Below are 20,586 nucleotides of genomic sequence, written 5' to 3' on the forward strand. Positions count from 1 at the left end.
ACGCTGAATAAAATTGCCTACACTTTAACACTGATTTAGAAGCGACTACAAAATGCTTTCTATTAGGGCCTGTTGATCTTTCAAGTTTATTTTTGCAGCAGTTTGATTGGTATTTATACAAGGCAGAGCCAGCGTAGCATAGTCATTCTATGTAAGTCTGGCGATAAAGACTTTGTGCTCCTGCAAAGTCACCTTACCCCACATCCTTGTGGGGCAACACAGAAGAAATGCCAATCAAGCGCTGCCCTTTGGGTTCATCTGAGTGCGCTTTGTTCATTGTTGCTCAACTTTTGCCTAGATTACTAGGCGGCAAGTCGAGCGTCGCGACCAAAACACACTCAGAAGAACAAAAATCAAACAGCAAAGGTCAACAGGCCCTAGGCGATAACAGCATAAATGAAGCACAGATTTTAAAAGGAATAAAAAATGAACAACCATATAAACTATGTAGAATTAGCAGCAAAAGACTTAGTAGCAACACAAGCTTTCTTCGAGCAGGTGTTTGATTGGCAATTTGAATCTTACGGGCCAGATTATATTGCGTTTGCAAATTCAGGCCTTGATGGCGGCTTTTTCCGAGCCGATGTGTCTTCTAAACAAGCGCAAGGTGGAGNAGTGTTATACAGCGATGAATTGGAAGCCGTGCAAAGCAAAGTAGAGCAAGCGGGCGGAGAGATAAGCAAGGCTATATTTGAATTTCCTGGCGGTCGTCGCTTTCACTTTATTGAGCCGAGCGGCAATGAATTTGCGGTGTGGTCTAAATAACTTGAGTTTAAAAATAATTAGTTAACCTCAGCTTAAATAACCAAATGATGTGTTGTAAAGCCCCTTTACAGCACACGTAAATACTGAGGTTTTGCTGCAATAATCTTTCGTTTTCAGAACAGATAAAAACTTGAATTCGTTGCTATTGTGAACAATAGTTATTAAACACTGATGCAAACATCTCTTTGTGTTTGATACCTACTTATTGCGTGATCAGCCAATAGACTTATCTAATGGGTTTAGGTTTAGCATAGAAGTGCAGGTGGCAAAGGTAATCATTGTACAAAACACCGCTAAATGCATCATCACCATACTTAGGTTTGATTAGGCAATGAGACGGATATTCTTAGTTGTTGGTACTTTACTCTCCTTAACCATGCTTATGGCCGATAAATTGGGCCTATTCTTATTGTTGCCTGTTACTTTTATTGCCATCAGCACTTTAGTTTTTTTGTTTGTAGCACTGCTTTGGTGGCAAGCTCAAGATACTAAAAAAATTATGGTTGATGATGGCTCTGCCGTGCCACAAATGATGTTAGACAGCGACGGCGTTATCCTACAAGCCAATGAGCAAATGCAATCCATACTGGGTGTTGGCAGCTCAGTAATAGGGTTAAAACTTGAAAATTTAATCGCGGTGAGCGGTAACATCCATAGCGAGGGCAAGAGTGATGCAACAAGCATGTTCGAAGCGCTCGTAACGCAAAGCTATGGTAATTGCACGACCAAACACAGTGGCAAAGTTATTAGTCCTGTTACTTTACCAATTAAAGTCGCGGATACCGTTACAGGATATCTCTGTTATTTTAATACTAGCAACAGAGAAAATCGCCTCGCTCAGGCACTAGAAGAAGAAAAAGAATTGCTCGAAGTGACGCTTAGCTCTATTGGCGATGGCGTGATATGTACAGACGTAAATGGCGTGATCACTTATATTAATCCAGTCACAGAAGCTATTCTCGCGATGTTAAATGAAGAAGTGGTCGGGCGGCGATTTGATGATGTGATGTCTATGTATCACGAAGAAACCAAAGCTTCGGTGAATCAATTCCCTGAACTTTGCCTAAAGCAAGGCCATACCATTTGTTTACCTGAACTCACTTCCATCACCAATCATCTTGGTCTTACCTTTGCTATCCAAGATTCCTTCTCTCCTATTATAGCTAAAGATGGCAGCTACCTTGGCACAGTAATGGTCTTTCAAGATGTGACAGAGTCGAGATTGATGGCGAAAAAAATGAATCACCTTGCTCATCACGATGCATTAACTGGGTTACCCAATCGCTTATTGCTGCATGACCGTTTAGTGCAGGCTTGTAAACGAGCCAAGCGCATGAGTCACCAGTTTGCTTTGGTATTTATTGACGTCAACAAATTCAAAAAAATCAACGACTCACTGGGGCACGATTATGGCGACTTATTACTCAAAGAAATTGCGAGTCGATTAACTCAGCAAATTCGAGGATGCGACACCGTTGCCAGAATGGGGGGCGATGAATTTGTGTTACTCATTGACGGGATCCAAGATAAAAAATATGTACGTAAGGTGGTGAGTAAAGTATTGAGTAGCGTTAATGGACAATATTGTTTGCGCCAAGTTAGCCTAAAAGCCACGGTGAGTGCTGGCGTTGCAATTTACCCTGATGATGGTGACAACACGGAAGCTTTGTTAAAGCATGCTGATACCGCAATGTATCGAGCTAAAAAAGCCACACAAACGGAATTTCAATTTTATAACGCACGCCTAGATCACGAGTCGGAGCAGCGTTTAGTGCAAGAGAGTCGGATCATTCAGGGATTAGATAATCGAGAGTTTATTCCTTATTACCAGCCTATTGTCGATGCGCATACCCGCAAGATTAAAAAACTTGAAGTGCTAGCAAGGTGGCAGCAAGATGAACAATTGTTGGTACCTGAAGACTTTTTTGAAGCGGCATGTGATGGCGATCTGATGGTAGAAATTGGGCAACAGCTCAGAGCACAGGCCTTTCAGGCGATGAAAACATGGTTTTACGAGTACGATAATCTCGTGGTTAGCTTTAATTTTTCGCTTGCTGAACTCACCAATAAAACAGTAATAAAAAACTTTATGGAGCAGGCTGCGCAACATCAGTTGCCATCTCGGCAAATTGAAATAGAAATCAAAGAAGTTGATCTGATAGAGCTACTTGATAAAGCACCGGAAGTGATGGCGGAATTAGAGCAAACCGGTATGCGGATCTCGATTGATCATTTTGGTGTTGGGCATACCAGCATGCTGTACTTGCAAAAACTTACGTTTGAAACCATTAAAATTCCACCGGCTTTCCTTGCGACCCCGCAGTCGGTTGTCTCACAAAATGATATTGCAAAATTGATTGTACAGATGGCAAAGAGCTTGGATGTAGAATGTGTAGCGGTAGGTGTTGAAACCGCCTTGCAAGCTAAGTCTCTTAATCTCAATGGCTGTCACCTTATCCAAGGCAACCACCTTTTTGCTCCCGCCCCAGAGTCAGAGATCACCCCGATTCTCAGTACCCATATGAGCATAGAACGGCGCCGATTAGGTCAAAACTAGGTACATTCTAGTAACTCAAATCTTTATCGTTTATGCGGTATGTAAATAAGTACTTTTCGTTGAAATAGACAAACACCTCATCATTTTAGGCAAACATTCATAATTACGCTTACCTATACTAGATAGCAACAAAGCGCAGTGTGCTTGGCAACGTATATCAGCGCATTAATCACATTCATTTTTGAGGGTTTCACATGAACAAAGTTACTTTTCCAAACACAAATGGTTTAGCTATCACGCTTTCAGGTTTACTCAATTTACCTACAGAGTTTGACGAGTTGAAGACTTATCCTGCCATTGTTGTTTCTCATCCCGGTGGTGGCGTAAAGGAACAAACTGCTGGCACCTATGCATCTAGATTGGCGGAGCAAGGGTTCGTTACCATCGCTTACGATGCTTCATATCAAGGGGAAAGTACGGGTGAGCCTCGTCAATTAGAAAACCCACATGTGCGTACCGAAGATATCAGTGCAGTGATTGATTACCTTACGACCCTGCCATTTGTTGATAACGATCGAGTTGGTGTCATGGGGATTTGTGCTGGTGCGGGCTATTCGGCGAATGCAGCAATCAATGACCAAAGAATTAAAGCGGTTGGTATGGTCAGTATGGTAAATATTGGACAAATGTTTAGAAATGGTTGGGATAATAGCCTAGCTGATGCACTTGCTATGCCTTATATTCAGGCGGGGTCTGACGCTCGCTCTGCTGATGCAAATAGCGATGAAACCGCAACAATCCCTCTAGCACCCCTTAGAGAAGAGGATGCCCCTAACGAAGAACTTCGCCAAGCGTGGGAATACTATCATACAGCGCGAGCCGCACACCCTACTGCGCCAGGTTTTGCAACCGCGCGAAGCCTGACTCAAATCATTACATACGATGCTTTTTTTAAGTCTGAAGCCTTCCTTACCCAACCTCTGCTTGCGGTAGTTGGCAGTGTTGCTGGTAGCAAATGGATGAGCGATGACCTGATAGCAAGAGCGGCTTCAACAGACAAAGCCATGCATGTTGTTAACGGCGCAAACCACATGGAATTGTACGATGGCGAAGCGCAAGTCAATGAAGCAGTAAGCGTGTTAACAGCGTTTTTCAAACGTACGCTTTAGGTTTGGCTGTAAAAGGGGAATTACCACTCGTTACTTGGAATTGGAGATAACAATGGATCAGCAAGAAATTACTTTTAGAAATAGAGATATGGCTTGGGATATCGCCGCACTGATGCTAACCCCAGATGACTTTAATCCCTTGAATAAATACCCTGCGATAGTGTCAGTACATCCGTTTGGTAGCTGCAAAGAGCAAACGTCGAGTGCTATCTACGGACGAGCACTTGCCGATGCTGGCTATGTGGTTATTGCTTACGATGCCAGCTTTCAGGGTCGTTCGGGAGGACTACCGCGATACAAGGAAGATCCGCATCAGCGAGTTGAAGATATTAGCCATGCAATAGATTATCTTGTTACCTTAGATTTCGTAGATGCAAATCGCATTGCTTCACTTGGGATCTGTGGCGGCGGTGGTTATGTATTTAATTCAGCGCTTACAGAGAAAAGGATAAAAGCCACGATCGGCGTGACGCCCGTTAACCTTGGTCGTTTATTCCGTGAAGATTTCTCTGAATTTAATCCTTTAGAAACGCTTGAGGCGATATCACAGCAGCGTACCGCGGAAGCATTGGGGGCTGAAGGGCTAGTAAATGAGCTGCTACCGCCAAGCCTAGAGTTTGCTAAACAAAACGGCTTAACGGAGCGTGATGTTTTTGAAGCGACTGAGTATTACAAAACAAAGCGAGGCCAAGCTGAGGGCGGCGCAACGCGGATGTTGTTTTCGCACGCGAACAAAATTTTAAGTTGGGACGCGTTTGCATTTGCTGAAACGTTGATGACACAGCCTATGATGGCCATTGTTGGCCAGAAGATAGGTGCGTTTGGCGCTTACCGTGATGGTAAGGCAATATACGGGAAGTCATTTGCTTCGGCAGACAGGCAATTGGTTGAATTATCAGAGTGGTCTCATTACGATCTTTATGATCATCCAGAAGCCGTTGCGTTAGCCGTGGGGCAAATTATTCCATTTTTAGCTAAGCATGTGTAAGCACTAAGGGGGAGTTAAATGGTTGAGGATTATCGTGAACTCGTGAAACCACTGGCACAGCGTGTACTGCTGTGCTGTAAAAAGTCCGGAGATCATGAGAGCCAAGTACAAAAGCTCTCCATGCATATTCGCAGTGCCCCAACAGAGCCATTACATTGTATTTATACGTTGAGTTTGGCGGTGGTGCTTCAAGGTACAAAGCAAATCTCGATAGATAACGAAATTTTGTTTTGTTCCGCAGGCCAAGCTATGCTGACGACGTTTGATTTACCGCTCATTTCTCATGTGACCGAAGCCTCTCGCCATCACCCCTTTGTTGGTATGCTTGTTAAACTCGATTACAACCTTATTTTGCAAATTGCGGCAGAGCTCAACTTAAGCAAGCCCTCAAAGCAATCAGTCACCAAATCTATCTCAATACATCATATTGATGCAGGCTTAACCGACGCATTGTCTCGATTATTTTCTCTTGAGTACGACGCAAATTTGCGAGATAGCTTAGCGCCGCTTATTGAAAAGGAAATCGTCATTAGATTGCTACAAGGGCCGCATGCTGAGACCTTAACTCGGTTGGCTTTTGAGGGGTCTGCAAGCAGTCAAATTGTAAAAGCAGTGAGCTGGCTTAAAACCAACTTTATGCGACCAATTGAAATCAATGAACTGGCAGAGCGAGTGCACATGAGTGCCTCTTCTTTTCGGCAGCATTTCAAAAGTACCACAGGCACAAGCCCATTACAGTATCTTAAAACCCTGCGTTTACAAGAAGCGCGAGAGCAAATGTTGATTAATGGTTTAGATGCCAACCAAGCCAGTGGTGTGGTGGGTTATGAGAGCCCGTCGCAGTTCAGCCGTGAGTACAGTCGATTATTTGGATTACCACCGCAAAAAGACATTCAGAGACTTAAATTGAGCTAAGTTTAATAAAAATATTCCTAAAACTTTCCCTTCGTTCGTTTATAGATTTACAGAGCTTCACTCGCTTGCTCTGCCAACAACAAGAATGAAGGGAATACCATGAGCAATAATACATCTCGTTATAACAAACATCTTATTGCGCTTGCTATCAGTGGCGCGTTATTGGGTTCGCACACTGCGGTTGCGCAAGCAAAAGAGGCGCAAGAAACTACAGAAAAAAAGAAACTACTCGACCTTGAGCGAATTGTCGTGACTGGCAGCGGTGGGCGCGGCCAAACTAAGTTGGAATCATCGGTCTCAATTACCACATTAAATGCTGAACAGTTGGCGCGAGAAGCACCACTAGGTACGGCGGATCTACTGGAAAGTGTGCCAGGCTTTTGGGTTGAAGATTCAGGTGGTGAAACCAACAATAATGTTGCGCCTAGAGGACTACGTGGCGGTGAAGGCTTCCGTTACATTGGCGTTGAAGAAGACGGGCTACCTGTGGTGTACGACGGCGTTTGGGTTGATTTTTATCAGCGTCAAGATATTACGATTGAACATATGGAAGCGGTTCGTGGGGGCACCTCAGGTCTACTGACCACCAATGGCCCTGCGGCGTTAGTAAACTTTATTACCCGTAAACCGGATGACATTGAAGAAGCAACGATCCGCTTAACAGCTGCCGATTACGGCATGTATCGCGGCGAGTTTTTTTATGGCACGCCTATTAGTGACAACTGGAAAATGTCGATCGGTGGCTCTTATCGTCGTTCTGATGGTGTGAGAGACACAGAGTTTACCGCAGATCACGGCGGCCAACTTCGACTCAATTTAGTGCGTGAGTTCGATAAAGGCCAACTCACGCTGTCTGCCAAGCACCTCAATGACCATACCACTTTCTTTGTGCCTATTCCGCTTAGAGATCAAAGTGACCCTAAAGGCATTGCTGGTGTTGACCCACAGCATGGCACCTTGATTGGTAATGGTCAGCGCTTTTTAAACTATTTGCAGCCTGATGGCAGCTATAAAACACGAGACCTTAAAGATGGGCAGCATACCAAGTTTAGTACGCTAGGCTATCACTTAGATTGGGAGTTAAGCGACCGTTGGCTGCTGAATACAGCTGGCCGTTACTCACAGTTTGAAAACGACATGTATATTTTGCTTAACTTCGATAACTCGACGCTCGTCAATGCCAATACCCGGCTTGGGCAGCAAGATGTGCAAAATATGCTGGACCAGTTTGCCAATGATGGCGCCGTTGCCGCACGGTATCGATACGTCGATAGTGGTGAAATACTGACAGATGTTAGCAATTTAAACGGAAACGGCTTAGTCACCACAAGCTACCCGCTTTACTCGCGCTACGATGCTGAGCAGTTTGTTAATAAGCTCAATTTTACCTATGAAGGTGATCAACACACGCTGACCATCGGGTGGTTATTTGCCTATGTAGATGCGGATTCCTTGCCAGTTGATAAATGGGAATCGCAGTTTTTAACGGAAGTAAAAGACAATGCTCGATTACTCGACATTGTTGCAGTTAACAGCAATCAACAAGTGGTTGGTCAATTAACTGACCACGGTTCAACAGGTTATGCTCCTGGTTGGGGACAGGCAACCGCTTTTGGTACCAGTACTTCCAACTCTTTATTTATCAATGAACAATATCAAGCAACCGATAACCTTCGTATTGACGGTGGTGTTCGGATTGAGTGGTTGGAGCTAGATAGCACCGCCTCCGCAACCACATTTGCACAGCCTGTTGCGGGCGCTTTTGACAGCGCTGGTAATGACATAGATAACAATCTTGCCAATAATTACGTCGATATGCCGTCAAACAAATTTCTGTCAAAAACTCGTAGCGAAACCGAAACCGCATGGACGGTGGGATTCAATTATACCTTCTCGGGTGATGTGTCAGTATTTGGTCGTTATGCCGACGCCTTCGAAATGCCAAGGTTAATGAGCTTTGGTCAGAATATTCACTCGGGGGTTGATGCCGACTTTAATGACAGCGTTAATTTAACCTTTAGCGAATTGGGTACTCGCTATGCTGGCGATTCAATTGGCGCATCACTGACCTTGTTTAGAACTAAATTTAATGACTTAGTGGAACGTAATTTTACCGGCAGCGATGGTGAGGTGGCGAATCAAACCATAGATACAGTCACCGATGGTCTTGAGTTTGAAACAGTGTGGCAGGCGCATGACAATTTACAGTTTGAGCTGACAGGCGTGTTGCAAGACCCAAAAATGGAAGGATTTACCGGAGCATTTGCACATTGGGAAGGCAAGCAAGTGAAGCGCACACCCAAAGTGCAGCTTAGGTTAACGCCAACCTACTACTTTGACGATGGTGATATCTATTTAACTATTCACCATTTAGGAGAGCGTTACTCAGATGGGGAGAATAAGTTTGAGCTCCCTGCCTACACCACAATCGATATGGGGGTGAATTATCGCTTTACCGACGCGGTTGCGCTGCATGTGAAAGCGACAAATATTAGTGATGAGCTCGGGTTAACCGAAGGAAACCCGCGGGCCATTAACGATGTTCAAGCAGGATACGACTATTACTATGCTCGGCCGATCTTAGGACGCACCATCAGCGCCTCGCTGACGCTGAATTTTTAGGGCCTAATCGGGTTCACCTGAGTGCGCTTAGTTCATCGTTGCTTAACTTTTTGCTCAGCCCACTATGTAGCAAGTCGAGCGTCGCGACCAAAACTCACTCAGGGGAACAAAAATTAAATAGCAAAGGTCATTAGACCCTGTATTTCCCTTGCTAATTTGCACACTGCCCAGTGCTCATTAGTTCACTCAAGCCCGCTAAAAGCGGGCTTTTCTCAGGAAGTTATTTATGAACCAGAGTGTCTTTTATACATTTTTGCAAAGCAGTTTATTACTGTTTTCTTTGTTGCTCACACCACTTTGTGCAGCGCTACAGATCACCCCAAAACCACTGAGTGCTAGTGTTGGTAATGGTCACTTTAACCTTACCCATGACAGTAAAATTACCTTTAACCAGCAGCAAGCTCAAAGCGTTGCGCAGCAATTAGCGACCTTTTTACGCTCGCCTACGGGCTATCAGTTGCCAGTGTCTCAGGCTGATAGCACAACTAAAAATAGTATTGCCTTTAAGATTGTCGATATACCGCTATCTCAAGAGGGATATGCGCTGAGCGTGACGCCTGAAGGGGTTGAAATACAAGCGAATACTGCGACCGGATTATTTTGGGGGATGCAGTCACTGCGACAATTACTCCCTGCTGAGATAGAGTCGCGTATGCCCATCAATCAGGCGAATTGGGCAATACCTGCGGTAGAAATAAAAGATCAGCCCCGATTCTCATACCGTGGCATGCATTTAGATGTAAGTCGGCACTTTTTCGATGTGGCGTTCGTGAAGCGTTATATCGATTGGCTGGCGATGCATAAATTCAATGTCTTTCAGTGGCACCTAACCGATGATCAAGGCTGGCGAATCGCCATTGAGGCGTATCCTAAACTAACCGAGATTGGGGCAACACGGCCTCGTACCGTGGTTGGCCATACCTATGATTATCAACCACTGTTTGATAATAAAACGGTATCGGGCTTTTATACCAAGGCGCAAATTAAGGAAGTGATTAAGTACGCGCAGGCGCGACATATTGAAGTGATCCCTGAAATCGATATTCCAGGGCACAGCAGTGCGATGCTTGCCGCATATCCCGAGTTATCTTGCCACCAGCGCGCAGTAAAGGTACAGCCGCAGTTTGGTATTTTTGAAGATGTGTTATGTCCCCGTGAAGACGTGTTTGCGTTTCTTGCTGTTGTATACAAAGAGGTTGCCGAGCTATTTCCGAGCCAATATATCCACATTGGTGGCGATGAGGTGATAAAAAAGCAGTGGTTAGAAAGCCCCGAGGTGAAAAAGTTGATGCAACAGCATCAGTTAACCACACCTGAGCAAGTGCAAAGCTATTTTATTAAACGGGTCGCTAAAATCGTCCAAAATCTTGGCAAAACGGTAATTGGTTGGGATGAAATATTAGAAGGAGGGGTAGCGGATGACGCCGTGATCATGTCTTGGCGGGGCACGGAAGGAGGCATCCAAGCTGCAAAAATGGGCCATCAGGTGATCATGAGTCCTTATCAATATATTTATTTTGATGCCTATCAATCGCGCAATCTTGACGAGCCCAAAGCCATCCACGGGCTTTCAAGTCTAAAAAACGTTTATCAATATGAGCCACAGCCCAGCCACTTAAGCGCTGAGCAGCAAGCCTTTATTATTGGTGCGCAAGGGGCACTTTGGACTGAATATATAAAAACACCTCGTCATGCCGAGTATATGCTGTTTCCGCGCTTGAGTGCGCTGGCCGAAACATTGTGGTCGGATAAAACACAAAAGTCGTGGTCTGATTACAGCCAATATCGTTTACCCGCGCTTTTAAAACGCTACCAGCAGATGCACCTCAATACCGCTTATAGTAGCCATAAGCCTATTATTTCCAGTGAGATTAATGGGCAGCAGCTCGTCGCCACCATCACCTCTGAAATTGCCGACACGGCTATTTACTATACCTTAGACGGCAGCGAGCCAACGCTACAATCGCAGCAATATCAAAAGCCACTAGTGATAACTGACGAAACGCAGCTTCGCGCCCGCAGTTATGTAAGCGATTTGGGGCAATTGGTAGGCGATGCGCGTTTAACGCTTTCACCTCATTTAGCGCTTGGAAAAGAAATAACGCTAGCCTCGCTAGCCGCCGAAGGCTCTGCGATTAAGCTGCAGGATGGTCAATTTGCTTATGATCAATTTTACAGCGTTGATGATTATGCGATTTTTTACGATACCGATCTTGAGGCGGTTATTGACTTAGATGCGTCAACGCAAGTGCAGCAGGTTAAGCTGGGCTTTGACAGCGGGCGACACAGACAACTGCACCCGCCAACACATATTCAAGTGCTGGGTTCAAGTGATAAACAGCAGTGGCAAACGTTAGCTGAGGTTAATAATCCGCGTGGGCCCATGTCGGTGTTGTCGTTTGCTCCTGTAAGTGTACGCTTTTTAAAGGTGGTGGCCATTAATAGTAAGCAATCTGACGATATTCAAATCCCCAAACTTCCCCTGTATATCGATGAAATAGCGGTATATTAATCACACCAGCCCTAATACTAAATACGTAATTAGGGCATTATTTATGATTCCATTCCCAACTTCCTCGGCTCAAACGTTTACATAGATAGAGTGGCAGCAGTACGCGCTCTATCCGAACAATAACAATATTTTAGGAGCCAACATGTTTGCAAAAAAACAGATAATTACTGCCTCACTGTCAGGCTTAGCCTTGTTGACTGCGAGCCACTACAGCGTCGCACATCCTCACCCAGATAACTTAGCATTACGCTGGCAAGTTGTGGATCATGGCATTGGAGAGAATATCTTTCTTGGCAGTCTGACGATTACTAATAATGGTCTTGAGCCATTGGGTGAGTCTGGCTGGGCGCTTTATTTTAGCTCGGTAAGGCCGCCTGCAAGCGTACTACCAGACTCAGATCCAAATGGTCAGTATGCGCGCCAGCATATCGCCGCACAGAATATAAGTTTAGAAAATGCCGATGACGCAAAAAGTGGTGATTACTTTGTACTTAAGCCCACAGCGGGTTTTGCCCCCATTCAACCGGGTGAATCTCGTACTATTGAAATCGTTGCACAGTATTGGCAAATGCTGAAAAACGACTCACCGTCGGGCTTTCACATTAGCTACAATAATCAAGCGCCTCAAGCTGTGCTGGTGGACGTGATGATGGACCCTAGCGATCCAAAACAAACAAAGCAAGCGGTTAACGATAATATGCCGGTGCAAACGTCCGCCATCCGATTCGCCGAAAACAGCGCGACGCACATGACATTGCCGCTAAAAAATCGCTTGGTTCCGCAGCCCCATTCAGTGGTCACACCGAATGATGAATTCTTAACTTTGATGAGCCAATTAACCAGTATTTCAGCGCCAGCTTCATTGGCGAAAGAAGCCACTTTCTTACAAACTGCGCTGCGCGATATTCTGAGCGGCACATTTGCGATTAATAGCACTGTGCAAAATGGCCCGAACCTTATCAAGTTGCAGCTAGACCCAAATCTCGATACCAATCAAGACAATCAGCCGGACTCAAGTGGTTATAAGCTTGAGGTCGATGCATTTTCGGGGATCACCATTACCGGAAGTGACGCCCAAGGGGTGTTTTATGGTATTCAAACACTTCGTCAAATGATCCCCACAACTGTGTATAAAACGGCTAAAAACTCAGCCACTTTGTCCGACAGTGCCGTACTACCCGCTAGCACCATTTTGGATGCACCACGGTTTGAATATCGAGGCATGATGCTGGATGTGTCGCGTAATTTTCAAAGCAAAGAAACGGTATTTAAGTTGTTGGACTTGATGGCATTTTACAAGTTAAACAAATTTGAAATTAACCTTGCCAACGATGAAGGTTGGCGACTAGAAATACCGGGTATTCCTGAACTCACGGAGTTTGGAGCAAAGCGGGGATATGACCTGAGCGAAAGCACGATGCTGCATACTTTTATGGGAGCTGCCAATGGTTTTGCACCAGGAGATGGGATTGAAAATAAACCCACGGATGAAACCGCAGCAAACTTAGGCACCGCACCTAGTTATCAGGGCTTTGAAATTGCTCAGCAAAATTTTCTCGGTAAAGGCTGGGGCTACTACACGGTGAATGATTTTAAAGAAATTCTTCAGTATGCTGCTGATCGTCATATCGATGTGATCATCGAATATGATTTTCCAGCCCATGCGCGCGCAGCAATCAAAGCGATGGAATATCGCTACAACAAATATAAAGATAGCGACCCAGTTGAAGCAAATCGTTTCAGGTTGATTGATCCGCTCGACCAGTCGCAGTATTACACCCCACAATTTTATACCGACAACTTTATTAACCCAGCGCTTGAGAGCACCTTTACTTTCCTCAACCATGTGGTGAAAGAAACTCGCGCCATTTATGATGCCGTGCCCGATGCGACATTGACTCGGCTGCATGGCGGTGGTGACGAGCTGCCACATTTAGGTCCGAATGAATGGTGGGCGCAATCTCCAGCGGTCGATCAAAACCCAGCTACAGCGGGCAAAACCGATGCAGAGCTGTTTGACTACTTCTTTTTACGCTGGAAGCAGATAGTCAATCAGCATGGTTTTGATATGGCAACTTGGGGCGATGTGTTGTCGCACAATGGTACGGGTAATGTTAGTTACGGTGAGATATTCCCCGTGTTTTGGAATAACGTGTGGGGTTGGGGCAATGAGCATCAGGCCTACAAATTTGCGAACCAAGGTCACAAAGTCGTGCTGGCCCATGCGACAAACTTGTATCTTGACCTTGCGTATAACAAACATCCTGATGAAATAGGCTATCACTGGGCAGGTTACACAGATACCAAAAAGGCGTTTGAATATCGTCCGTTTAATATTTACGCCAATGCTGAACGTGACAAGCTAGGCAATCCAGTGCCGTGGGACCCAAAATGGGTGTTACTGAGCGAAGCGGGTAAACAAAATGTTCAAGGTATTCAGGCGCAACTATTTGGCGAAAACCAAAAGTCACCAGAAATTCTTGATTATATGACTTTCCCGAAATTACTGGGTGCCGCTGAGCGTGCATGGGTGCAAGATATGCCAGCGCAAGGCGCAGCGACTACCGAGGCTTGGCACACCTTTACCAACACTTTAGGGCAATACGCTCTACCACTATTGGACTATTACCAAGTGGTAGATATTAATGCTCAAATACCACAGCAGGTAGGGGTAAATTATCGTATTCCATTACCTGGAGGCGCGATTGAAGGCGGTAAGTTAATCGTCAATACCCGGTTTGTTGGCATGGCTACGGAGTATTCGATTGACCAAGGCGTAACATGGCATCGCTATGAAGGGCCTGTGACATTGACCGCGTCATCTAAAGTACAACTCAGAACGGTGAGTGATTCGGGCAAGGTAAGCCGAGTCGCAACGGTTAATTAAGCAAATTGGTTTAAGCAACGCCAGCGAACCTATTAATTTATGGGTTCGCTGCACGCTAACACAAATGGAAGAGTAGGATGCGTATTCATGCCACCGTTATTATCTTTTAAGCGTAAAGCAGTCGATACCACTAAGGTAGCTGCAAACGACGACCTTGCACGTCGTCAGCAAGTAGAGCAGCTGTTTTTGAAACAACAGCAAAAGCTGATCCGCCACATTATGGGCAAAGGGTTAGACAAACGTGAGGCGGAAGACGTTGCCCAAGAGGCGTTTGTGAAATTGCTTGGACTTGAGCAGGATAATGTCAGCAACTATATCGCCGCGTACTTGTATAAAATTGCAACCAATTTGGCCATTGATAAGCTGCGGCGTAAAGCGCGTAGCCCGTTTGATGACCGTGAGCACGATAGCGATCAAATGCCACAACCTTACGCAAGCGCTAACCCTGAACAAAACCACCACAACCAAGAGCTACTTAAAGAAATGGAAAAGTCTCTCGCAAGCTTACCCGACAAATGTAGGCTGGCTTTTTTATTGTATAAAATTCGTGGTCAAAGCTATGAGGAGATAGCTTTGACCTTACAGATATCCCCAAGTATGGTAAGAAAATATGTATTACGTGCAGTTCGTCATTGCTACCAGCAGTTACAGCATGAGCTTTGATCATGAGTGTTAAGGATATAAACATGACTCCATTATCTGACGATTTAGCAATAATTGAAGAGCAAGCCGCTGATTGGTTATTAGTCTTAGACGAGCAGCAGATCTCACCTCATGACAGCACTCAATATCCACAGCCGCTTAATGTGTGGTTAGCTGAAAATTCGCTACACAGTGATGTGTTCAACAAAATGTTGGAGCTTTGGACGCTTTCAGCCCAACTTGACGATGACTATGTTACTCAGCAGCTTGCACAGCTGGATGCAGAAAACGCCACGGCTGCAACTGACATCAAGCCACCATTCAAACGCCGCGCTCACCCTTGGTATCTTGCGATTGCCGCGACTTTGCTGCTGGTTGGCTTGGTAACTTTTATGGCACCAGAGCAGCCACTACAACAAGCNGTTGCCAGTGCTAAGCCAGCACCAGTCGATACAGTGTACAGCGAGTTCTTCCAAACCAAGGTCAATGAGCATCGCACCATTACCCTTGATGATAATAGTCAGGTTGATTTAGGGGCCAATAGCCAGTTGGCTGTACGCTACAGCAACACTTCAAGAGAACTACTGTTATACCAAGGTGAGGCGCTGTTTAGTGTGAGTAAGGACAAGCAGCGACCGTTTATTGTGCGCTACCAAAACAGCCAAGTTGAGGCGCTAGGCACAGTGTTTAATGTTCGCGCCAATCCGGCTTCAATTAGAGTCGATGTGCTTGAGGGCCGTGTGGCTGTGACTCAGCAACAAGCAATCAAATTGACCCAAGGGCAAGCGGTAGAAGTTACACAGCAAGGCGAAGTTACTCGTAGTAAAGCCCAAGGTGAAACGTTGACCATGGCGTGGCAAAAAGGCTACTTAGTGTATCAAAACGCAGAATTAGGCAATGTGCTTAATGATGTGTCGCGATATAGCGAAATCAAAGTGAAGTTAAGCGATCAGCGCCTAGCAAAACTGACCTACAATGGCACCTTTTTAACCACTGAAATAGGCGATTGGCTCAATAGTTTAGAAAAGATTTATCCAATTACTGTGATGCAAAAAGGCGAGGAATACACCCTAATCGCAAATTAGCTAAAAGTGTCATAGCAAAGTCACAATATAAGTGGTACAAAGTTTATACAATAATAAAGACATTGATTTAAACTATGTTATTCAAGCTATTAATCCCGCTGTTAGCGTGGTTAATATGGTTTGGTGGCGTTGCATTTGCTACCACGGATCATCAATTTAACTTGCCTAAAGCGACTTTGCAGCAGCGTTTACTCGATATTGCTGCGCAAAGTGGCTGGCAGTTAAGTGCAGCCGAAATTCCAGATAACATTAGCGTTGAGCAGATAACTGGCCGCTACACCCTCGAACAAGTCTTGCTCACCAGTTTTCAACAAGCCGCCTACGACTTTTCCCTAGACCCAGAGCAGCAGCGTATTTTTGTGACTCCTAAAAAACTTGAGTCTGCACAACACTTTGAGCGCATTATCGTAACGGGTGTAAGCGGCAAAAACCGTAGCATTTTAAACTCGTCTATTTCAATCACTCAGCTTGCAAGCTTACAACTTGAAAAACAAACACCGTATTCCAGTGCAGAAGCGCTTAAAAATATCACCGGCTTTTGGATTGAAGACTCGGGTGGCGAAACGAACAATAATGTTGCGCCAAGGGGACTTAGAGGCGGCGAGGGGTTTAGATTTATCAGCCTGATGGAAGATGGGTTGCCCGTGACCTATGACGGTATTTGGGGGGACTTTTTTTTACGTCCAGACTTAACCCATCAAGCCATTGAAGCGGTGCGTGGCGGCAGTAGCGGTATTTTTACAGTGAACGGGCCNCTATATCGGCAGGCGAGGCTCAGAAAATCCTTTTAATTTAGTGAAAGTGAGTCAGGGATTGAGCTATGACTACACTCGTTTTGATGGCGTGTTTAGCGGAGCGTTGAATGATGAATGGTTTTATACGGTAGGCGGGTTTTATCGTACTTCCGACGGTATTCGGGAGCCGGGTTATCAAAGCGACTTAGGGGGCCAAGTGAGTGCGCGCGTGAGCTGGTTAACCGACGCATTTGAGCTTGATTTTAGCTACAAACATTTAAATGATAAAACCAGCTTTTACGCGCCTTTAGTGATGCAAAATAGCGGCGAAATTCGAGAGCTGGCGAGCCTGCCTTATGACGATGGAACGCTACTGAGCGACGACTTAAGGTCGCTCTCCTTCTTCACTCCGGAAGGACGCGTGCAGCGTGACCTAGAAGACGCTCAGCAAACACGCCTAAACAGCTACACTTTACTGTTTAACACGGCGCTTTTTGAACACGTTAACCTGAGTAATCGTACGCGATTTTCAAGCTTAAACAATGACTTGTATACCTTAATGAATTTGGGTAACCAAACCATAGTCGACGCCACAAGCCGATTGCAACACGCAGACATCACCGAATTTAAACGCCATTTTGCAAATAGCGCATTGCGACCTCGATACTTACGTTATTCAGATAACACCTTAGTTGCCAACCCTGCAACGCTTAATGGTAATGGTCTCGTGACCGCTAGCTATCCTTTATATTCACGTTACAAGCAACAGCAGCTGGTAAATCATTTTAGTGTGGACTATCTCGACGCGCAGTGGTCACTGACCCTCGGCCATATTTACGCACGAAGTGATTTCGATGAGTTACCACTAGATAAATGGCTCGGCGCGTTACTAACGGATGTAAAGCATCAACCAGAGCGACTGGACATCGTACTGGTTGATGGGCAAGAAAATGTGATTGCCAATTTTACCGAGCAAGGCTTTTTATCTTACGCCGGTCCCGTTTATTTAAGCGGTAGCGGCTTGTCTCAATCACATTCGCTGTATGCCAATATTGACTGGCAGCTCACTGAAAACCTTAGAGTTGATTTGGCACTTCGTAATGAACATCTGAATCTCACCAGCACGCTACTTGAAGGGGTAAAGTCGTACACAGACTCGTCAAAGGCCACTTATTCTCACTACCTCCCGGCTACCACTTTACGTGATTCCTTTACGCAAAATGCGCTCAGTATTGGCGCAAATTACCAAATCGGCGACGCTATGGCGATATTTGCACGTTATTCCGACGCCTTTGAAATGCCACGGCTCATTAATTACGGCAATGGCCGCGGGTGGGCCAAAAGTGAAGAGGAGCGCGTACAACAAGACTTTGGCCAACCTATTCGCTTGGCGTTAGGTGAAGTTGGACTGCGTTATCAAACCGCTGATTGGCAGTTTAGTGGCGCGTTATTTGAAACCAAGTTTGATCCGCTCCCGCTCACGGTGTATCGCGGTGCGGCTACGACTCAACAAGCCGTTTCAATCAATACCCAAACACGAGGGTTGGAGTTCGAATTTGACTATCAATATAGTCTGGCCTTGCAGTTTAGAGCGATAGGTGTGTGGCAAGACGCTGGGTTTTATGGCATTCCTAAGCAATTGCCACAAAGCGAATTTAATGGCAATCAAATAACACGCACGCCGGAGTTACAACTACGACTAACGCCGGAATACAAAGCAGGACCAATTACTGCGGCTATCACCTGGTCGTATGTTGGTAAACGCTATTCGGATATCGCCAATCGGTTTGCCTTACCGGCCTATCAAACATGGGATTTATTTACCGAGTTGGCCGTTAATGAACAGCTCAGCGCACAGCTTGAGGTTAAAAACCTCACCAATGCTATGGGGCTAACTGAGGGCAATCCTAGGGATGATTTAAGCCACCAAGAGGCTATCTTTTATGCTAGACCCATTTTTGGTCGCACCATCAAACTTTCGTTAAGTTATCAGTTTTAAGCGACACCGCTATTATTCGAGCAATTCTATTCCCTGACTTAAAGTGAACTTGAAGTTGTATGCTCCACTTAACCGAATGACAGTGAACAAACGATAAGAGGTAGAGGCAATGCAAAAAAGCTTAGATAAAATCGTCAATGACATAAAAGCCAACTGGAGCGGGTTAAATTCAAGCACCACAGTGACAGTACGTGAGTTGTTAAGCGAACTTACTCAGTCTCCACCGCATGAGCCTTGGCTTGCGAGCATTATGCGTGAAAGACTGGCATCAAAAACACTCTACCAAGACCCTGACCATGGTTTTATGCTGCTAGTCCATGCCGAAGAAAAGGGCACGTACCGCCCGCCCCATGATCACGGCGCAGGGTGGGTATTTTATGCCGTGCAATCCGGCGAAATGGAAATGACAACTTACAAACCCATCACCACAGCAAGCGGCGAAACCCACCTTGTATCCCGAGGAACAGACACACTCAAAGCCGGCGATTGCCGAGTGTTTCTACCCGGCGATATCCACGACACCCGCTGCTTAACAGATAACTTCGTTCAATATCGTTTAACCAGTTGTGATTTTAAAGAAGAGAAACGCTCAGGACGGATGATCCAGTATTTGAGTGAAATGTAGTGGTTTGCCAAAACTCAATGCGATAGTGGGTTTAATTGTCGTTGCTGATATTTAATCATGCCGTTTTGAAGGGGCTATAAACAATAAGTTGTATCTACTGATTTAGGTAGCGATTGGAACGCAATAGGAGATTATGGCGTAACGCCCCTATATGTGTTTGCCGTAAACGATTTTAACGGCTAACTGACATAAGGAAGTTGAACAGGTTTAAGCGTTGCCAATACAAATTAGCTGCTTAAAAGCAGCTAAAAAGAATCGTTATGCNTCGGGTAAGGTTCATATGTGTTAAGCATTTTTATTCCATATTTTGATCGCCATTTCCTCGACGACATCTTCATATGACCACGATGAACAGATAATGGGAATACGCCTTATGAACTTAATACTTTTATCAGGCAATTCACTTTCGCAGCGCTTCAGAAATTCGTCAGGGTGCTTGGCCACGACAGCAACTATATTGGAATACTTGAACTTAAAATCTCCGGAATGCCGCCACTCTCGTTCCCATGAGAAATCATGTTTTTCGTGCATAATATTGACCAAAGAGTAGTAATGTACGATCTCCTTATAGTATTGCTCATTCCTTCTCAGCTTATGTAATGCATCGACTCCTTTAAACTGGCGATCAAACTCGCTCAAGAGATACTCACGCAATGTCGTTCCTTCAGCGTTGAGATAGATAGCAGGGTTTGTCCCGACTTCAATCATATTTTCCCGCCAAAAAACTAGCCCATATGGTTGTAATCGTATTCTTCTAGGGAAATCTTCGACAGCCAATTTGTTAATTTGGTCTAGTGGAGTTTCAGTAAAACATACTGTTTTAAAAGCATTCTTTAATTGGGGCGTCAATTTCATCTTTTTTATTTTTGGGCTAAAAAGACAATGGTGATTGCGTGCCTCAATCCTTTTGTCTTTCAGAATACTAATTAAATTATCTTCAGCATTTATATTTCTCGTTTTTCTTGTAAGGTGCACAGAAAACAAGCACAGAAAACAAGTGACACCCATGACTATAATAATTAGTGGTGAGTGTCAGCGATTTACAATCCCTAATCAAGCATTCCCTCCTTGGCTAATATCAAAGCGCATCCATGCGCTTCTCGTTCATTCTTTTTAAACGACGAAAAAGAACGAACCAAGAAAACG

The 20,586-nt window shown here is 45.0% G+C and carries 14 protein-coding genes; 13 read left to right on the forward strand and 1 reads right to left on the reverse strand.

Annotated features, from left to right (window positions below; translation table 11 throughout):
* Positions 1-426: 426 nt before the first annotated feature.
* The 13 genes from CKO50_RS16955 (at position 427) to CKO50_RS17010 (ending at position 19,440) form a co-directional block, all read left to right on the forward strand.
* Positions 427-765, forward strand: coding sequence for a VOC family protein (locus CKO50_RS16955; RefSeq protein WP_095729108.1), 339 nt, complete (start codon positions 427-429; stop codon positions 763-765).
* A gap of 331 nt (positions 766-1,096) precedes the next feature.
* Entirely contained in the window at positions 1,097-3,322 is a 2,226-nt protein-coding gene (locus tag CKO50_RS16960) for an EAL domain-containing protein (protein ID WP_255230237.1), read from the forward strand.
* Positions 3,323-3,516: 194 nt separating this feature from the next.
* Positions 3,517-4,431, forward strand: a complete 915-nt coding sequence (locus CKO50_RS16965; RefSeq protein ID WP_095729110.1) for an alpha/beta hydrolase — start codon at positions 3,517-3,519, stop codon at positions 4,429-4,431.
* A gap of 52 nt (positions 4,432-4,483) precedes the next feature.
* The gene (locus CKO50_RS16970) at positions 4,484-5,419 is read left to right on the forward strand and encodes an alpha/beta hydrolase (protein WP_095729111.1); all 936 of its coding nucleotides are present in this window, start codon (positions 4,484-4,486) and stop codon (positions 5,417-5,419) included.
* An 18-nt stretch (positions 5,420-5,437) separates the two neighbouring features.
* The gene (locus CKO50_RS16975; RefSeq protein WP_095729112.1) at positions 5,438-6,334 is read left to right on the forward strand and encodes an AraC family transcriptional regulator; all 897 of its coding nucleotides are present in this window, start codon (positions 5,438-5,440) and stop codon (positions 6,332-6,334) included.
* 99 nt (positions 6,335-6,433) lie between these two features.
* A complete protein-coding gene (locus CKO50_RS16980; RefSeq protein WP_095729113.1) occupies positions 6,434-8,956 on the forward strand; it encodes a TonB-dependent receptor in 2,523 nt (840 codons plus the stop codon).
* A 226-nt stretch (positions 8,957-9,182) separates the two neighbouring features.
* Complete coding sequence (locus CKO50_RS16985; protein ID WP_095729114.1) at positions 9,183-11,468, forward strand: beta-N-acetylhexosaminidase; 2,286 nt, start codon at positions 9,183-9,185, stop codon at positions 11,466-11,468.
* A gap of 142 nt (positions 11,469-11,610) precedes the next feature.
* Positions 11,611-14,355, forward strand: a complete 2,745-nt coding sequence (locus tag CKO50_RS16990) for a family 20 glycosylhydrolase (RefSeq protein WP_095729115.1) — start codon at positions 11,611-11,613, stop codon at positions 14,353-14,355.
* 87 nt (positions 14,356-14,442) lie between these two features.
* Positions 14,443-15,018: an RNA polymerase sigma factor gene (locus CKO50_RS16995; RefSeq protein WP_095729116.1), complete on the forward strand. Its 576-nt coding sequence runs from the start codon at positions 14,443-14,445 to the stop codon at positions 15,016-15,018.
* Between the two features lie 23 nt (positions 15,019-15,041).
* Positions 15,042-16,082 (forward strand): FecR family protein, encoded by a 1,041-nt coding sequence (locus CKO50_RS17000; RefSeq protein WP_095729117.1) that lies wholly within the window; start codon positions 15,042-15,044, stop codon positions 16,080-16,082.
* A 74-nt stretch (positions 16,083-16,156) separates the two neighbouring features.
* Complete coding sequence (locus CKO50_RS24825) at positions 16,157-16,873, forward strand: TonB-dependent receptor plug domain-containing protein (RefSeq protein WP_255230241.1); 717 nt, start codon at positions 16,157-16,159, stop codon at positions 16,871-16,873.
* 22 nt (positions 16,874-16,895) lie between these two features.
* A complete protein-coding gene (locus CKO50_RS17005) occupies positions 16,896-18,815 on the forward strand; it encodes a TonB-dependent receptor (protein ID WP_255230243.1) in 1,920 nt (639 codons plus the stop codon).
* A 109-nt stretch (positions 18,816-18,924) separates the two neighbouring features.
* The gene (locus tag CKO50_RS17010; protein ID WP_095729118.1) at positions 18,925-19,440 is read left to right on the forward strand and encodes a hypothetical protein; all 516 of its coding nucleotides are present in this window, start codon (positions 18,925-18,927) and stop codon (positions 19,438-19,440) included.
* 285 nt (positions 19,441-19,725) lie between these two features.
* On the opposite strand, the gene CKO50_RS17015 is transcribed toward CKO50_RS17010, so the two are convergent.
* Positions 19,726-20,295 (reverse strand): hypothetical protein, encoded by a 570-nt coding sequence (locus CKO50_RS17015; RefSeq protein ID WP_176474697.1) that lies wholly within the window; start codon positions 20,293-20,295, stop codon positions 19,726-19,728.
* Positions 20,296-20,586: the final 291 nt, after the last annotated feature.

It is taken from the genome of Pseudoalteromonas sp. HM-SA03 (assembly GCF_002289345.1).
Lineage (GTDB): Bacteria > Pseudomonadota > Gammaproteobacteria > Enterobacterales > Alteromonadaceae > Pseudoalteromonas.

Bases quoted from the DNA above. Each gene is read 5' to 3' on its own strand.
- CKO50_RS16960 (WP_255230237.1), top strand. From the start codon at position 1,097: ATGAGACGGATATTCTTAGTTGTTGGTACTTTACTCTCCTTAACCATG.
- CKO50_RS16965 (WP_095729110.1), top strand. From the start codon at position 3,517: ATGAACAAAGTTACTTTTCCAAACACAAATGGTTTAGCTATCACGCTT.
- CKO50_RS16970 (WP_095729111.1), top strand. From the start codon at position 4,484: ATGGATCAGCAAGAAATTACTTTTAGAAATAGAGATATGGCTTGGGAT.
- CKO50_RS16975 (WP_095729112.1), top strand. From the start codon at position 5,438: ATGGTTGAGGATTATCGTGAACTCGTGAAACCACTGGCACAGCGTGTA.
- CKO50_RS16980 (WP_095729113.1), top strand. From the start codon at position 6,434: ATGAGCAATAATACATCTCGTTATAACAAACATCTTATTGCGCTTGCT.
- CKO50_RS16985 (WP_095729114.1), top strand. From the start codon at position 9,183: ATGAACCAGAGTGTCTTTTATACATTTTTGCAAAGCAGTTTATTACTG.
- CKO50_RS16990 (WP_095729115.1), top strand. From the start codon at position 11,611: ATGTTTGCAAAAAAACAGATAATTACTGCCTCACTGTCAGGCTTAGCC.
- CKO50_RS16995 (WP_095729116.1), top strand. From the start codon at position 14,443: ATGCCACCGTTATTATCTTTTAAGCGTAAAGCAGTCGATACCACTAAG.
- CKO50_RS17010 (WP_095729118.1), top strand. From the start codon at position 18,925: ATGCAAAAAAGCTTAGATAAAATCGTCAATGACATAAAAGCCAACTGG.
- CKO50_RS17015 (WP_176474697.1), bottom strand. From the start codon at position 20,295: ATGAAATTGACGCCCCAATTAAAGAATGCTTTTAAAACAGTATGTTTT.